Here is a 15,928-nt window from a genome sequence, read left to right as displayed (position 1 = left end):
TTGGAGCTAACGATGACTTTGCATATACAGACGCCGCTGATCGAATCCCGCCCGCTTTCGCTGGCGTCAGGCTGTACCGTTTGGCTCAAGCTTGAGGCAGTGCAGCCTTGTGGTTCGTTCAAGCTGCGTGGCGTGGGCCATGCCTGCGAAGTCCACCATGCCAGGGGCGCGCGCCATTTTGTGTCGTCGTCCGGGGGCAATGCCGGGCTGGCGGTGGCGTATGCCGGCCGCAAACTGGGGGTGCCGGTGACCGTGGTGGTACCCGAGACCACCACCGAGCGCGCCAAGCAACTGCTGCGCCTTGAAGGCGCCAAGGTGGTGGTGCATGGCAGCTCCTGGCAGGAGGCCAACGAGCTAGCCCAGACCCTGCTCGGCAGCGGCGATGCGTTCATTCACCCCTTCGACGACCCATTGCTCTGGGCCGGACATGCCAGCCTGATCGACGAAGTTGCCGCGACCGGGCTTAGGCCCGATGCGGTGGTGCTGTCGGTCGGCGGAGGCGGATTGCTCAGTGGCGTAGTCGAAGGGCTGAAACGCAATGGCTGGGATGATGTACCTGTGCTGGCGGTGGAAACTACCGGTGCCGCCTCGCTGCACGCAGCGGTGCAGGCTGGCCACCCGGTTGAACTTGAGCGCCTCGCCTCGGTGGCCACCTCCCTGGGTGCGAAGCGCGTTGCTGATCAGGCATTGGAATGCGCGCGTAACCATCCGCTGCACAACCATCTGGTCAGCGACCGTGCCGCGCTGGAAGCCTGCGAACGCTTCTTGCTCGATCATCGGGTATTGGTGGAGCCCGCGTGTGGGGCTGCATTGGCGGTAGCTTACGAAGCCGAGAAATTGGCCGAGTACAACAATGTGCTGATAGTGGTTTGCGGGGGCGCCACGGCGACACTGGCGCAGATTCAGGATTGGTTGAAGCAGGTCGATTGAGGTTGCCTGTTCCGGCCCTTTCGCGGGCAAGCCCGCTCCCACAGGAATAACTTTGCCCTGTAGGAGCGGGCTTGCCCGCGAAGGGGCCGAGGCAGTCAATCGAGCAAGGGAATGATGTTGGCGACTAACGCTTCTCCCTCTATTTCAATCACCGCCACCGTCACGGGCAATTTGAACCGTCGCGGCCCGGCGCTTCCGGGATTCAGGTAAAGCAGCCCGTTCCGCCAGTCGATCAGCGGCTTGTGCGAATGCCCGGTGATCACCACCCGCACAGCCTCATCGAGCTTGGCCGGCACATCGGCGATGTCATGCACCAGGAGTGCCTGCCAGCCCCCCATGTCGAAGCGCAGTTGATCGGGTAAGTCCGCCGCCCAAGGCCATTTCAGGTCATTGTTGCCGCGCACTACCCGCACCGGCGCCAGGGCCTCCAGCACCTCCAGTACGTCCGGTTTGCCGATATCGCCGGCATGCACGATCAGCGCACAACCGACCAGCGCATCCACCGCCTCTGGGCGCAATAAACCGTGGGTGTCGGCGATCACGCCAATTTTCATGCTTGCGTTCCTGGTCCAATGGAGTGGAGAGAAAAACGCCCGTGAGATCAGGATAGTCACACAGGCCTGTTCTAATGAGCCTCAAGCACCTGGGAAAATTCCAGCGAGCCTGACGAAAAGCGCATCTCGCCCTTTCGATCTGTAGCGAGTGAAGGCACAATGCGTGTCCTTTTTTTGGCCGGCCTTGCCGGGGGCCTTTAAATGATCAAGACGCCGTACTACCTCATCGATAAAACCAAGCTGCTGGGCAACATGGAGAAGATCGCGTATGTGCGCGAGAAGTCCGGTGCCAAGGCGCTGCTCGCCCTCAAATGTTTCGCGACCTGGTCGGTGTTCGACCTGATGCAGCAATACATGGACGGCACCACCTCTTCGTCGCTGTTCGAGCTCAAGCTCGGCCGCCAGAAATTCGCAGGCGAAACCCACGCCTACAGCGTTGCCTGGGCCGACGACGAAGTCGAGGAAATGCTCGAGAACTGCGACAAGATCATCTTCAACTCGATCGGCCAGCTGCAACGCTTCGCCGAACAGTCCGAAGGCAAGGTTCGCGGCCTGCGCGTCAACCCGCAAGTCAGCAGCTCCGACTACCTGCTCGCCGACCCGGCACGCCCGTTCAGCCGCCTCGGTGAGTGGGACCCGGAGAAGATCGAGAAGGTCATCGAGCAGATCTCCGGCTTCATGTTCCACAACAACTGTGAGAACGGTGACTTCAGCCTGTTCGACAAGATGCTCACGCACATCGAAGAGCGCTTCGGCCACCTGCTGCACAAGGTCGAGTGGGTCAGCCTCGGTGGTGGCATCCACTTCACCGGTGAAGACTATGCAGTCGATGCGTTTTGCGCGCGCCTTAAAGCCTTCTCGGAAACCTACGGCGTGCAGGTGTACCTGGAGCCGGGCGAAGCCGCCATCACCAACAGCGCCTCGCTGGAAGTGACCGTGCTCGACACCCTGTACAACGGCAAGCACCTGGCCGTGGTCGACAGCTCGATCGAAGCGCACCTGCTCGACCTGCTGATCTACCGCCTCAACGCCAAGATGGCCCCCAACGATGGCGAGCACACCTACATGGTCTGCGGCAAATCGTGCCTGGCCGGTGACATCTTCGGCGAGTACCAATTCGATCGTCCGTTGGCCATTGGCGACCGCCTGTCGTTCATCGACACGGCCGGCTACACCATGGTCAAGAAAAACTGGTTCAACGGTCTGAAAATGCCATCCATCGTGGTCAAGCAGCTCGACGGCAGTGTCGAGGTGGTGCGCGAGTTCGGTTTCGAAGACTACGTTTCCAGCCTGTCGTAAGACCGGCTTTCAGTAAGGAGCAAGGGATAAATTGAAGAAGAACGTTCTTATCATTGGTGCAGGAGGTGTCGCCAAGGTGGTGGCCCACAAGTGCGCGCAGCATAACGACGAACTCGGTCGTATTGCCATTGCGTCGCGGAACATCTCCAAATGCCAGGCCATCATCGACAGCGTCAAGGCCAAGGGTAGCCTCAAGGTACCCGCCGACATCCAGGCCTTCTCGCTCAACGCCCTCGATGTCGAGGCGACCAAAGCACTGATCCGCGAGACCGAATCGCAGATCGTGATCAACGTGGGCTCTGCCTTCCTCAACATGTCGGTGCTGCGTGCCTGCATCGATACCGGTGTCGCCTACCTGGACACCGCGATTCACGAAGAACCGGGCAAAATCTGCGAGACGCCGCCCTGGTACGGCAACTACGAGTGGAAACACCTCGAAGAGTGCCAAGAAAAGAACATTACCGCCATTCTCGGCGTCGGTTTCGACCCGGGTGTGGTGAACAGCTACGCAAAACTTGCGCAGCAGCAATACTTCGACAGCATTGATTCGATCGACATCCTCGACGTCAATGCCGGTTCGCATGGCAAGTACTTCGCCACCAACTTCGACCCGGAAATCAACTTCCGCGAGTTCACCGGGCAAGTATGGAGCTGGCAGAACAGCCAGTGGACCAGCAACACCATGTTCGAGGTCAAGCGTACCGACGACCTGCCCGTAGTAGGTTCGCAAAACCTGTACCTGACCGGCCACGATGAAGTTCACTCGATTTCGAAGAACCTCAACGTGCCGAACGTGCGCTTCTGGATGAGCTTCGGCGAGCACTACATCAATGTGTTCACCGTGCTGAAAAACCTCGGCCTGCTCTCCGAGCAACCGGTCAAGACCGCCGAAGGCCTGGAAGTGGTGCCGTTGAAAGTGGTCAAGGCCGTGCTGCCAGACCCAGCCTCCCTGGCCCCGGGCTACACCGGCAAGACCTGCATCGGTGACCTGGTCAAGGGCACCAAGGACGGCCAGCCGCGCGAAGTGTTCATCTACAACGTGGCGGATCACGAAGAAGCCTTCGCCGAGACTGACAGCCAAGGTATTTCCTACACCGCCGGTGTACCGCCAGTGGCTGCCGCCCTGCTGGTCGCCCGTGGCGAGTGGGATGCCAAGCGCATGGTCAACGTCGAAGAACTGCCAGCCGAGCCGTTCCTCAAGGCGCTGGACGTGATGGGCCTGCCGACCCGCGTCAAAGATGAGAAAGGCGATCGTCCTTGGGACGCTGAAGCCTAAGCAACATAAAACAGGGCGCCTATCAGGCGCCCTGTTTTTTTGGGATGTGCCGGTGGTACCTGCGGCAGCGCCCGAACGACTCGACCCCTGCCGCCTGCTCGCGTACGCTTGCCGCTTTCCTTCCGTAGCAAGGCAAACGCGCCCATGGCAAACACAGACATCATCTACACCCCCGATCCGGACGCCGATTCCATTTCATCCGACGTCGCCGAATACAACGGTGTGTTGGTCTCCACCCAGATCCCCACCCGCGCCGATGGCAGCCTCGAGCTGGGCGACATCGTTGCGCAGAGCGAATGCACCCTGCAGGCGCTGAAAGTAGCCCTGGAAAAAGCCGGCAGCAGCATGGACCGCGTGCTGCACCTGACCATCTACCTCACCGACATGGCTGAACGTGCAGCGTTCAACGAGGTGTACCAGCGCTTCTTCAGCAAGCCATGGCCCGTGCGCGCCGCCGTTGGCGTGGCCTCGCTGGCGGTCGAAGGCATGCGCGTGGAAGTCACCGCGATGGCTGCCAAACGCTAATCCCGCCAGCTCACGCATGCCCTATTGTAGGAGCGGCCTTGCGTCGCGAAAGGGCTGCGAAGCGGCCCCAAATTCGGTGCAGTCACAAAGACAGCTGGGGCCGCTCCGCGACCCTTTCGCGACGCAAGGCCGCTCCTACATCTCCAGGTCGCGCCGCCTCTGGGCAGCGTAGGGATGCCACCAGCCCGTTTCACCGCTACAATGCCCGCCTAAACCGTGACCGCCCGAAACTATAACGACATGTCCCTTCCAAAGAATCACCTGGAACTGCTCAGCCCTGCCCGTGACGTGGCCATCGCTCGCGAAGCGATCCTGCACGGCGCTGATGCCATCTATATCGGCGGCCCGAGCTTCGGCGCGCGCCATAACGCCTGCAATGAAGTCAGCGAAATCGCCGAACTGGTCGAGTTCGCCCGTCGCTACCATGCACGCGTGTTCACCACCATCAACACCATCCTCCACGACAACGAGCTGGAGCCGGCGCGCAAGCTGATCCATCAGCTCTACGACGCGGGCGTCGACGCCTTGATCGTGCAGGACCTGGGGGTGATGGAACTGGACATCCCACCGATCGAGCTGCACGCCAGCACCCAGACCGACATCCGTACCCTGGAGCGCGCCAAGTTCCTCGATCAGGCGGGCTTCTCGCAGCTGGTACTGGCCCGTGAGCTGAACCTGCAGCAGATCCGCGCCATTGCTGCCGAAACCGACGCCGCCATCGAGTTCTTCATCCACGGTGCGCTGTGCGTGGCCTTCTCCGGCCAGTGCAACATCTCCCACGCCCAGACCGGGCGCAGCGCCAACCGTGGCGACTGCTCGCAAGCCTGCCGCCTGCCCTACACCCTGAAGGATGACCAGGGCCGCGTGGTGGCCTTCGAGAAGCACCTGTTGTCGATGAAGGACAACAACCAGACCGCCAACCTGCGCGACCTGGTCGACGCTGGCGTGCGCTCGTTCAAGATCGAGGGCCGCTACAAGGACATGGGCTATGTGAAGAACATCACGGCCCACTACCGCAAAGAGCTCGACGCCATCCTCGAAGACCGCCCGGACCTGGCCCGCGCGTCAAGCGGCCGCACCGAGCACTTCTTCGTCCCCGACCCGGACAAGACCTTCCACCGCGGCAGCACCGACTACTTCGTCAGCGACCGCAAGATCGACATCGGCGCGTTCGACTCGCCAACGTTCACCGGCTTGCCGGTGGGCGTAGTGGAAAAGGTCAACAAACGCGACATGCTGGTCACCACTGACGTGCCGCTGACCAACGGCGACGGCCTGAACGTGCTGGTCAAGCGCGAGGTGGTGGGGTTCCGCGCCAACATTGCCGAACCCCGTGGCGAGTTCGAGGAAGACGGCCAGAAGCGCTATCGCTACCGCGTCGAACCCAACGAAATGCCTGACGGCCTGTACAAACTGCGGCCAAATCACCCGCTGTCCCGCAACCTCGACCACAACTGGCAACAGGCCTTGCAGCGCACGTCGGCCGAACGCCGAGTGGGTGTGGAATGGCACGCGGTGCTGCGCGAGCAGCGGCTGATGCTCACCGTCAGCAGCGAGGAAGGCGTCAGCGTGCAAGTGGCCCTGGACGGCCCGTTCGGCGCGGCCAACAAGCCGCAACAGGCGCTGGACCAACTGCACGACCTGTTGGGCCAACTGGGTACCACCCAGTACCACGCCAACGCCATCGAACTGGATGCCCCGCAGGCGTATTTCATCCCTAACTCGCAGCTCAAGGCCCTGCGCCGTGAAGCCATCGAGGCGCTGACCGCTGCTCGGGTCAAGGCGCATCCGCGCGGCGGCCGTAAAGCTGAAACCACGCCGCCTCCGGTGTACCCGGAGTCGCACCTGTCGTTCCTGGCCAACGTTTACAACCAGAAGGCGCGCGATTTCTACCACCGTCACGGCGTGCAGCTGATCGACGCGGCCTACGAGGCCCATGAAGAGCACGGCGAAGTGCCGGTGATGATCACCAAGCACTGCCTGCGCTTCTCGTTCAACCTGTGCCCCAAGCAGGCCAAGGGCGTGACCGGCGTGCGCACCAAGGTGGCGCCGATGCAGCTGATTCAGGGCGACGAAGTGTTGACCCTGAAATTCGACTGCAAACCGTGTGAAATGCATGTGGTCGGCAAGATGAAAAGCCACATCATCGACCTGCCGACCCCCGGCAGCGCGGTGGCCCAGGTGGTTGGCCATATCAGCCCGGAAGACCTGCTCAAGACCATCCCGCGCGCACCGCATTGATCGCGCCCTTGTAGGAGCAGCCTTGTGCTGCGAAGAGGCCGGCGGCAGCATCCGAAATCTTAAGTGCTGCCACCGCCCTCCCTTGTAGGAGCAGCCTTGCGCTGCGAAGAGGCCGGCGGCAGCATCCAAGATCTTATGTGCTGCCACCGGCCTCTTCGCAGCTCCAGGCTGATCCTACACTGGCAGGCGTCAACGAATCTGGTGCTTGTGCAGCAGCCGATAGAATGTCGGCCGCGAAATACCGAGTACTTTCGCAGCGATGCTCAAGTTGTCGCTGTGCCGGTTAAGCACATCACACAAAGCCTGGCGCTCTGCCCGGTGCTTGTACTCCTCCAGCGTACCCAGCGGCTGCTGCTCTTGCTCGATCTGCAAGCCCAGGTCCTGCGCCTCGATCTGCCGCCCCTCGGCCAACACCAGCCCGCGCCGCACTCGGTTGGCGAGCTCACGCACATTGCCCGGCCAGTCATGCCGGCCCATGGCCGCCAACGCATGGTCACTGAACGAGCGCGGCCTGCGCCCGGTTTCCAGGCTGTAGAAATGGGCAAAATGGCTGGCCAGCATCGACAGGTCACCATGCCTGTCTCGCAGTGGCGCCGTCACCACCTGCAACACATTCAGCCGGTAATACAGGTCCTCGCGAAAGCGGCCCTGTTCGATGGCTTTTTCAAGGTCCACGTGGGTCGCCGCCAACACCCGCACATCCACGGGGATAGGCTGGCTGCCACCGACCCGTTCAATGTGTTTTTCCTGCAGAAACCGTAGCAGGTTGGCTTGCAGTTCCAACGGCAAGTCACCCACCTCGTCCAGGAACAAGGTACCGCCATGCGCCGCCTCTATTCGCCCGGCCTTGCGCTGATGCGCACCGGTAAAGGCACCCTTCTCGTGCCCAAACAGCTCGGACTGGATCAGGTGCTCGGGTATCGCCCCGCAGTTGATCGCGATGAACGGCTGATCGTGCCGCTGCGACTGCCGATGCAGGGTGCGCGCCACCAGCTCCTTGCCTGTGCCACTCTCGCCACGGATCAAAACCGGCGACTCGGTGGGCGCCAGTTTCCCCAACAGTTTGCGCAACTCGCGGATCGGCCGGCTCTCACCCAGCAACTCGTGAACCGAGTCGTCCACCCGCACCGCACCCTTGCCACGCAGCCGCGCCATGCCGAAGGCACGCCCGAGGGTAACCTGAACGCGGGAAACGTCGAACGGCAAGGTATGGAAGTCGAAAAACCACTCGCAGACAAAATCACCGACGTTCTGCATGCGCAACTGCTCGGCGCTGAGCACGGCGATCCACTCGGTATTGCTGCGCTTGATCATGTCCTTGACCGCGTCGGGATGGCGCAGGTGCGACGCCTGCAGCCGCAGCAGGCCGACATCACAGGCGTGGTCCAGGGCAGCGCCGAGCATACAACTGTCCACATCCCAGCCGGCACTGCGCAGGCCTGGCAATAAACGGTGGCAGTCGTCGCAGGGGTCGACGATGAGCAAACGGCGTTGGGAAGCGGGTTGCTGCATGACCGTTCCTTGGCGCCAGAGTTTGGTTTTGTGAAGTAAAACAGCAAGTTGTGGCGCCCAATTAACAGTAGCAACGAACTTGACGGTGCCCAGTACCGTCTGTCTGCCGAATCATTTTTTTACAAACCCTGACGGGAATTTTCGCACTTTATCGACATCCCATGGCGGCGCAGGCAAGAACGGATTCAACCTTGAAACAAATTTTTACACCCAATGTGTGACTTGCCCCCGGACAACGAGCATCAGTACACATAACCCCGCGCTGCATATCGCGATGATTGAGGCGAATTTAAAGCAACGCGGACTTCACTTCGATGTTTGGGACCATAGAGAGACCGAACCATGAATGCCCCGCTCCGTGTCAACGAAGCACTGCTGATTGCCGACCACGCCTTCGAACCTTTCCAGTGCGTAGCCTGGGATGCGCCCAATGGTACTGGTGAATTGAGCCTGGCAGTGATCGACCGGACCAGCACCCGCATCGGCAGCAAGCAAGTGTCCTCGCGCATTTATTCCGACCCTGCGCAATGGGCCAGCCTGATCGAGGAAGTGCGCGCCGAGCTGTGCGAAAAAGGTTATGACCTGCAACCGTGGTCGATGCCGAAGTAATTGCGATTGCCCCTCCAAGTGCGTGCCCTGCCACGCACTTGTGCAACTTCTCAGTTGCTGCCGCTGCAACTTTTCTTATTGCGACACCTTATTGCGACATTGTGTCGCAGTATCACGCCGCACTGTTATTCAATCCACGACCTTGAAGTGTTCCAGGTGCTGATAATCGGCCTGCAGTTGCGCAGCCAATTGTTGCGCACGGCCCAGACGAACGGGCGCCAGCTCCATGTCGACCAGTAGCGTGGCACAGCCCATCGGTTGCACGTTATCCGAGTGCTGCAGCCGACCGTCGGTAAATACCAGGCAGCGCACAGCTTCATGAGGGTGAGCCTGCTGCCGCGCCTGCAGCCACTGCCGCGCTTGCTCCAACGCAGCGATCAACGGTGTACCACCTCCTGCCCCCAGTGCTTGCAACCAGGGCTGCAAGGCCGCCGAGGCCTTGAGGCCGTGTCGCTGCCACTGCGGCGTCTGCCCGCTCGCTGTCAGCAGGGCCAACCGCGCCCGCTGACGGTATGCCTGGTCGAACAACGCCGCCAGCAAACCTTTGGTCTGCGCCAGCGCCTGGTGGCGGCGGGTTGAGGCCGAGGCGTCGACGATCACCAGCCACAGTTCGCCAGGCTGAGCCTTGCGCTGTTGCCAGCAGAGGTCTTCACGCAGCCGTGGCCGCCCCTTGAGCAAAGTCGGCAGCCAGGCTACTCGGCCCGAAGTGGTGCTGTGTACACGGCCACGGCTGGCACCTTTCAACTGCCCTGCACGTGGCCTGGCATCCGTCCCTTGGGCCTTTGGCTGGCGGATGCTCAGGGCTTTTTTGCCCAGTTCGGCACCTCACGGCGCGCACCACTGGTCACTGGCTGTGGTGGCAGCGCGCCCCAGTCACCCTGCCCGCCTTGGCTGCCCTGGCTGCTTGCGCTCTGCTGGCCCGTCTGAGGCGGTGTCGAAGGCGGCGGCTGCTGGGGCGATACACGGCGACGATGGCGCAAAGCGAACTCGGCCACCGCCTCGACATCGGCTTCATCAATGGCCTCGCCGCCGCGCCAGGCACAGTGCGCGCGTGCTGCGCGCAGCCAGACCAGGTCCGCCCGCAGGCCATCGACCCCGGCGGCGTAGCAGCGCTCGGTGATCCAGGCCAGGGCCTGGTCGTCCAGGGCAATCTGGGCGAGGTCGTGGCGCGCCTGCTGGCAGCGCTGGCGCAGTTGCGCCTGGGCAGTTGCCCATTGCGCGCAGAAGGCCTGGGGGTCGCTGTCGAACGCCAGGCGGCGGCGGATGATCTGCTGGCGCGCCTGGGGCTCCGGCAAGCCTTCGAGGGCCACATTCAAGCCAAAACGGTCAAGCAGCTGCGGTCGCAACTCGCCCTCTTCCGGGTTCATGGTGCCAATCAGCACAAAACGCGCGCTGTGCCGGTGCGAGATGCCATCACGTTCGATGCGGTTGGTGCCGCTGGCGGCCACGTCGAGCAACAGGTCGACGAGGGTATCGGGCAACAGGTTGACCTCATCCACGTACAGCACGCCGCCATCGGCCTGGGCCAGCACACCGGGTGAAAACTGGGCCTTGCCCTGCCCCAACGCAGCGTCCAGGTCGAGGGTGCCGACCAGGCGCTCTTCACTGGCGCCCAACGGCAGCGTGACGAACGGCCCTTCGCCGAGCAGGTCGGCGAGGCCACGGGCCAAAGTACTCTTGGCCATACCGCGCGGGCCTTCAATCAGCACGCCACCGATCTTCGGGTCGATGGCGGTCAGGCACAGGGCCAGTTTCAGCGCGTCGGCACCGACCACGGCGGCCAGCGGAAATTGTACGGGTTCACTCATTTCAAGCCTGTTCCTCGCCGTCGAGCAGTTGCGCCTCAAGGGCTTCGCGGTAATCGCCGGGCGCCTCCCACAGGCCGCGTTGCTGGGCCTCCAGCAGGCGTTCGGTGAGGTCGCGCAGCGCCTCGGGGTTGTGCTCGCGCATGAAATCGCGGGTCGCCGGGTCGAGCACGTAGGCATCGGCCAGCGACTGATAATGATGGTCGTCGATCAGGTGCGTGGTGGCATCGAAGGCGAACAGGTTGTCGACCGTTGCTGCCATTTCGAAGGCACCCTTATAGCCATGGCGCTTTACCCCGTCGATCCACTTGGGGTTGAGCGCACGGGCACGAATGACCCGGTTGAGCTCCTCCTTGAGGGTACGGATGCGCGGCCGATCGACCTGGCTGTGGTCGCCGTGGTAGCTGGCCACCGACACGCCAGACAAAGTTTCCGAGGCGGCCAGCATGCCACCCTGGAACTGGTAGTAGTCGTTGGAATCGAGCAGGTCATGCTCGTGGTTATCCTGGTTCTGCAGGACCGCCTGGACCTGCCCCAGGCGGCGGGCGAACTGCTCACGGGCCGGGGTGCCTTCATCACTGCCGCCATAGGCGTAGCCGCCATGGTTGAGGTAGACCTCAGCCAAGTCGTCACGGCTGTGCCACAAGCGGCCGTCGATCGCATTCTGCACCCCAGCACCGTAGGCACCGGGCTTGGCCCCGAATACCCGCCAGCCCGCCTGGCGCGCCGCTTGCTCGGCTTCCACGCCCTGCGCCTGCAGAGCTTCACGCTCGCTGCGCACGCGCGCTGCCAGCGGGTTGAGGTCATCAGGCTCATCCAGCGCCGCCACCGCCTGAACTGCAGCATCGAACAGGCGGATCAAGTTGCCGAACGCGTCGCGGAAGAACCCCGACACCCGCAAGGTTACGTCCACCCGCGGGCGGTCGAGCAGGCTCAGCGGCAAGATTTCGAAATCGTCGACCCGCTGGCTACCGGTAGCCCACACCGGGCGTACCCCCATCAGGGCCATGGCCTGGGCGATATCGTCGCCGCCGGTGCGCATGGTCGCAGTACCCCATACCGACAGGCCCAACTGGCGCAGGTGGTCGCCATGGTCTTGTAAATGGCGCTCGAGAATCAGGCTCGCCGAGGCAAAACCCAGGCGCCAGGCCGTGGTGGTAGGCAGGTTGCGTACATCCACGGTATAGAAGTTGCGCCCGGTCGGCAGTACATCCAGGCGACCGCGGCTTGGCGCGCCACTCGGGCCGGCCGGCACGAAACGGCCGGCCAGGGCCGCCAGCAGGCCGTTGATCTCGGCCGCACCACAAGCATCCAGGCTCGGCGCCACCACGTCACACAATGCTTGCACTACATCACGTACCGGTTGCCACTCGCTCAAGCCGGGCAGTACCAGCGTGCCGCCAAGCGCCTGCTCTATCACCTGCAAGGCCAGCAGCTCTAAGCGCTCGCGGGTATCGCCACAGGTGCGCCATGGCGCGTCGCTGATCGCCTGCAAAGGCCCAGGCCGCAGCCCCTGCCACGGCTGCCCAAGGTCGCAATCGAGCGGGTCGAAGCCCGGCACCAGCGCCTTGGCCAGTGCACGCAACAGGCTGGCATTGCCACCCCGGCCGTCACCCCGCTCCACACGCAGCAAGGCCAACAGGGTGTCCAAACGCAGCCGACCCTCGGGCGACTGGCCAAACACGTGCAAGCCATCGCGAATCTGCGATTCTTTGAGGTCACACAGGTAGGTGTCCAGACGCGGCAGCCACACAGCGGCATCGTCCAGCTGCCCTTCCAGTTGCAGCTCCCGGTCGATGTGGTTGGCCTTGACCAGCTCAAGAATGTCGCGTTGCAGCTCGCGGGCACGCCGCGGGTCGAGCAGCTGCGCCTCGTAGAATTCGTCCGCCAGTTGTTCCAGGTGACGCAGCGGGCCATAGGTTTCGGCCCGGGTCAGCGGCGGCATCAGGTGGTCGATGATCACCGCCTGGGTTCGGCGCTTGGCCTGGGCGCCTTCACCCGGGTCGTTGACGATGAACGGGTAGATGTTCGGCAGCGGGCCCAGCAGCGCGTCAGGCCAGCATTGCGCAGACAACCCTACCCCCTTGCCAGGCAGCCACTCCAGGTTGCCGTGCTTGCCGACATGGATCACCGCGTCGGCGGCAAAGGCATGGCGCAGCCAGAAGTGAAACGCCAAGTACGCGTGTGGCGGCACCAGGTCAGGGTCGTGATACACCGCGCTTTGATCGACCTGATAGCCCCGCGCCGGCTGGATGCCGACGAAGGTCAGGCCATAGCGCAAGCCCGCAACCATCAAGCGGCCACTGCGGTACATCGGGTCTTGCTCCGGCGGCCCCCAGCGCTCCAGCACTGCCTGGCGGTTGACTTCAGGCAGGCGGGAAAAGGCTGCCTGGTAGTCATCCAGGCTCAGGCTCTGCGCGCACGGGCGTTGGTCCAGGTGATCGAGGTCATTGGTCACGCCGCCCAGCAACTGCTGGATCAACTGCGTGCCAGTGCCTGGCAGGCCCGCCAACGGATACCCTTCGGCCTGCAGTGCCTTGAGGATATTCAAGGCCGCTGCCGGCGTATCCAGCCCTACCCCGTTGCCGATCCGGCCGTCACGGGTCGGGTAGTTGGCCAGCACCAGCGCTACGCGCTTCTGGCCATTGGCTAACCGGGCCAGCTCTACCCAGCGCCGAGCGAGCTCGGCGACAAAATCCATGCGCTCGGGGTGGGCGCGGTAACAGACTACGTCGGACTGGCTGCGCTCACTGCGCCAGGCCATGTCCTTGAAACTGACCGGGCGAGTGATGATCCGCCCGTCCAGCTCCGGCAAAACGATGTGCATGGCCAGGTCACGCGCGCCCAGGCCCTGCTCGCTGGCTTCCCATGCGGGTTGGTTGTCCTGCGCGCAAATGGCCTGCAACACCGGGATGTCGCGGCGGAACGGGCGCAGGTTGGGACGTTCGGGGCTGGACAAGGCAAACCCCGTGGTGTTGATCAAGACCTCGGCGCCGACTTCATCCAGCCAGGCTTCGACCTGTTCGAAGCAGGCGCTTTCCTTGAGGCTGGCCACGGCAATCGGCAAGGGGTTGAGCCCCGCCGCCAGCAAACGCTCGCAAAAGACGTCGATGAACGCGGTGTTGGCCGCTTGCAGGTGTGACCGGTAGAACAGCAACGGTGCCACCGGATGCTCCGGGTGCCACTGCGCGTACCAGTCCTCAAGCAGTGCACTGCCTTTGGCCGGGTGATACACCGAGGTGCGTGGCAGTGGCTGCGGCTCGTCCCAGCCATAGTCACGGCCCAGCCATTGGTTGGCCAGGCAGTTGAACAGGTTGAGGGCGTTGGCCTTGCCGCCCTGGCGCAGGTAGTGCCAGAGGCGTTCGGCCTGATCGCCGGTCACGGTGCCCAGGCCGGTCAGCTCAGGGTCCGGGCGGTCATCGCCCGGCACCAGGATCAACTGCACGCCGCGGGCCGCCAGGGCGACCAGTTGCTCGACGCCATAGCGCCAGTAGCCAACGCCCCCGTGCAACGACACCAAAATGACCTTGGCATGGCGCAGCACCTCGTCGACATACAGGTCGACCGAGGCGTGGTTCTGCACCTGCATCGGGTTGGCCAGGCGCAGGCTGGGGTAGTCCTCGGGCAATTGCTCGGCGGTATCGGCGAGCAATGCCAGGTGTGAATCGCCGCTGCAGAGGATCACCAGTTCGGCGGGTGTCTGGCCGAGGTCGGCAATGCTGTCATCCGGCACGAAGCCGCCGGGCTGGGTCCGCAGCAGGTGCATGGGTCAGGCGCCCAAGGCCTGGCGCAAACGCGCTTCGAGCTGCACGGCATCCAGGTCCTGACCGATCAGCACCAGGCGTGTGATACGCGGTTCGTCGGCGCGCCAGGCGCGGTCGAAGTGCTTGTCGAAGCGGGTACCCACGCCTTGCACCAGCAGGCGCATCGGCTTGCCCGGGATGGCGGCGAAACCTTTGGCGCGCAGGATGCCGAACTCGACCACCAACTGGGTCAGGGCATCGAGCAACAGGCTTTCGTCGGCTTCTGGCAGGTCGATGGAGATCGAATCGAAGGCGTCGTGGTCATGATCGTCGTGATCATCGCCATCGTGGTGCGAATCGTGGTGGGTACGGCGGCCATCGATGTGCACCTCGGACTCGGCGCCCACGCCCAGCAGTACGTCCAGTGGCAGACGGCCGCTGCTGGCCTCGATCACCTTGACGGCGGGTGGCAGCTCTTCGGCCACCTCGGCGCGGACCTTGGCCAGGCCTTCCGCGTCGATCAGGTCGGCCTTGTTCAGCACCACCAGGTCGGCACTGGCCAATTGGTCGGCGAACAGTTCGTGCAGCGGCGACTCGTGGTCCAGGTTCGGGTCGAGCTTGCGCTGTGCGTCCACCTGGTCTGGGTAGGCGGCAAAGGTGCCGGCCGCCACAGCCGGGCTGTCGACCACGGTAATGACCGCATCGACGGTGCAGGCGTTACGGATTTCTGGCCACTGGAAGGCCTGTACCAACGGCTTTGGCAGCGCCAGACCACTGGTTTCGATGAGGATGTGGTCAAGGTCGCCACGGCGTGCGACCAACTCGCGCATGACTGGGAAGAACTCTTCCTGCACGGTGCAGCACAGGCAGCCATTGGCCAGCTCGTACACGCGGCCGCTGGCCTCTTCTTCGGTGCAACCGATGCTGCACTGTTTTAGGATCTCGCCATCGATGCCCAGTTCGCCAAATTCATTGACGATCACCGCGATACGGCGGCCTTGGGCGTTGTCGAGCATGTGGCGAAGCAAGGTGGTCTTGCCCGAACCGAGGAAGCCGGTAACGATGGTGACGGGGAGTTTGGCCAGTGTTTTCATGTCGCGATGCCCTTGGCAAGATGGCGCGGGCATGCAGGACGAAAGCCACGGGCCAGGTCGGCCGGGCTTGTTCGCCACCGGATCACCCCGCCCGGTTGAAAGTCGAAATCGCCTCGAGGCAGGTCTCCTGGCTCGCACCGTACCTGCCATGCTTTGAATAGCAGGGCTGGAGGGCGCGACGCCTTCCCGCGCGGTTACGCAGTGGCTGTGTCGACCCGTTGTCGGTGCTTACAGTTGCGGGGGCAGCCGCGGCTTGTACCGCGTTCCCGTCTTAGCTTCGGCCTGGCCGAAGAACCTCGAAGTGGCAAGGCTACGCAGTGGCTGGCAGGTGGTCAACCAT

The 15,928-nt window shown here is 63.2% G+C and carries 12 protein-coding genes and 1 riboswitch; of the genes, 6 read left to right on the top strand and 6 right to left on the bottom strand.

The genetic code is table 11. The features are described from left to right. Positions 1-12 precede the first annotated feature (12 nt). Entirely contained in the window at positions 13-930 is a 918-nt protein-coding gene (locus tag AB7M33_RS22270; RefSeq protein ID WP_454243632.1) for a pyridoxal-phosphate dependent enzyme, read from the top strand. A 95-nt stretch (positions 931-1,025) separates the two neighbouring features. Here the strand turns inward: AB7M33_RS22270 and AB7M33_RS22265 are convergent, their stop codons facing one another. Then, entirely contained in the window at positions 1,026-1,484 is a 459-nt protein-coding gene (locus AB7M33_RS22265) for a metallophosphoesterase family protein (protein WP_099429499.1), read from the bottom strand. 201 nt (positions 1,485-1,685) lie between these two features. Here AB7M33_RS22265 and AB7M33_RS22260 point away from each other — a divergent pair, with 201 nt between their 5' ends. The 4 genes from AB7M33_RS22260 to AB7M33_RS22245 all read left to right on the top strand — a co-directional run bounded on the left by AB7M33_RS22260 (position 1,686) and on the right by AB7M33_RS22245 (position 6,825). After that, positions 1,686-2,783 carry a carboxynorspermidine decarboxylase gene (locus AB7M33_RS22260; RefSeq protein WP_027594834.1) on the top strand — a complete coding sequence of 366 codons (1,098 nt, stop codon included), beginning with the start codon at positions 1,686-1,688 and terminating at the stop codon, positions 2,781-2,783. A gap of 31 nt (positions 2,784-2,814) precedes the next feature. Continuing rightward, on the top strand, positions 2,815-4,059 hold the full coding sequence (locus AB7M33_RS22255; RefSeq protein ID WP_027594833.1) for a saccharopine dehydrogenase family protein: 1,245 nt from the start codon (positions 2,815-2,817) through the stop codon (positions 4,057-4,059). A 144-nt stretch (positions 4,060-4,203) separates the two neighbouring features. Beyond that, positions 4,204-4,584, top strand: coding sequence for a RidA family protein (locus tag AB7M33_RS22250; protein WP_265969594.1), 381 nt, complete (start codon positions 4,204-4,206; stop codon positions 4,582-4,584). 240 nt (positions 4,585-4,824) lie between these two features. Beyond that, positions 4,825-6,825: a peptidase U32 family protein gene (locus AB7M33_RS22245; protein WP_027594831.1), complete on the top strand. Its 2,001-nt coding sequence runs from the start codon at positions 4,825-4,827 to the stop codon at positions 6,823-6,825. Between the two features lie 189 nt (positions 6,826-7,014). Here AB7M33_RS22245 and AB7M33_RS22240 read toward each other — a convergent pair whose 3' ends face one another. After that, positions 7,015-8,337, bottom strand: coding sequence for a sigma-54 dependent transcriptional regulator (locus AB7M33_RS22240; RefSeq protein ID WP_027594830.1), 1,323 nt, complete (start codon positions 8,335-8,337; stop codon positions 7,015-7,017). A gap of 342 nt (positions 8,338-8,679) precedes the next feature. On the opposite strand from AB7M33_RS22240, the gene AB7M33_RS22235 reads away from it, so the two are divergent. Further along, on the top strand, positions 8,680-8,946 hold the full coding sequence (locus AB7M33_RS22235) for a hypothetical protein (protein WP_013972506.1): 267 nt from the start codon (positions 8,680-8,682) through the stop codon (positions 8,944-8,946). A 129-nt stretch (positions 8,947-9,075) separates the two neighbouring features. Here AB7M33_RS22235 and AB7M33_RS22230 read toward each other — a convergent pair whose 3' ends face one another. From AB7M33_RS22230 to cobW, 4 genes are read right to left on the bottom strand one after another with little or no spacing between them, the layout of a single operon-like run. Next, entirely contained in the window at positions 9,076-9,690 is a 615-nt protein-coding gene (locus AB7M33_RS22230) for a vWA domain-containing protein (RefSeq protein WP_225935652.1), read from the bottom strand. Positions 9,691-9,743: 53 nt separating this feature from the next. Beyond that, on the bottom strand, positions 9,744-10,754 hold the full coding sequence (locus tag AB7M33_RS22225; RefSeq protein WP_265968150.1) for an ATP-binding protein: 1,011 nt from the start codon (positions 10,752-10,754) through the stop codon (positions 9,744-9,746). Between the two features lies 1 nt (position 10,755). Beyond that, positions 10,756-14,517, bottom strand: coding sequence for a cobaltochelatase subunit CobN (cobN, locus tag AB7M33_RS22220; RefSeq protein WP_454243631.1), 3,762 nt, complete (start codon positions 14,515-14,517; stop codon positions 10,756-10,758). Between the two features lie 3 nt (positions 14,518-14,520). Next, positions 14,521-15,588, bottom strand: a complete 1,068-nt coding sequence (cobW, locus tag AB7M33_RS22215; protein WP_099429505.1) for a cobalamin biosynthesis protein CobW — start codon at positions 15,586-15,588, stop codon at positions 14,521-14,523. 100 nt (positions 15,589-15,688) lie between these two features. Further along, a riboswitch (cobalamin riboswitch) is annotated at positions 15,689-15,902 on the bottom strand. Positions 15,903-15,928: the final 26 nt, after the last annotated feature.

It is taken from the genome of Pseudomonas sp. Y3 TE3536, from assembly GCF_053629175.1.
This window is presented reverse-complemented; position numbering and strand designations above follow the sequence as displayed.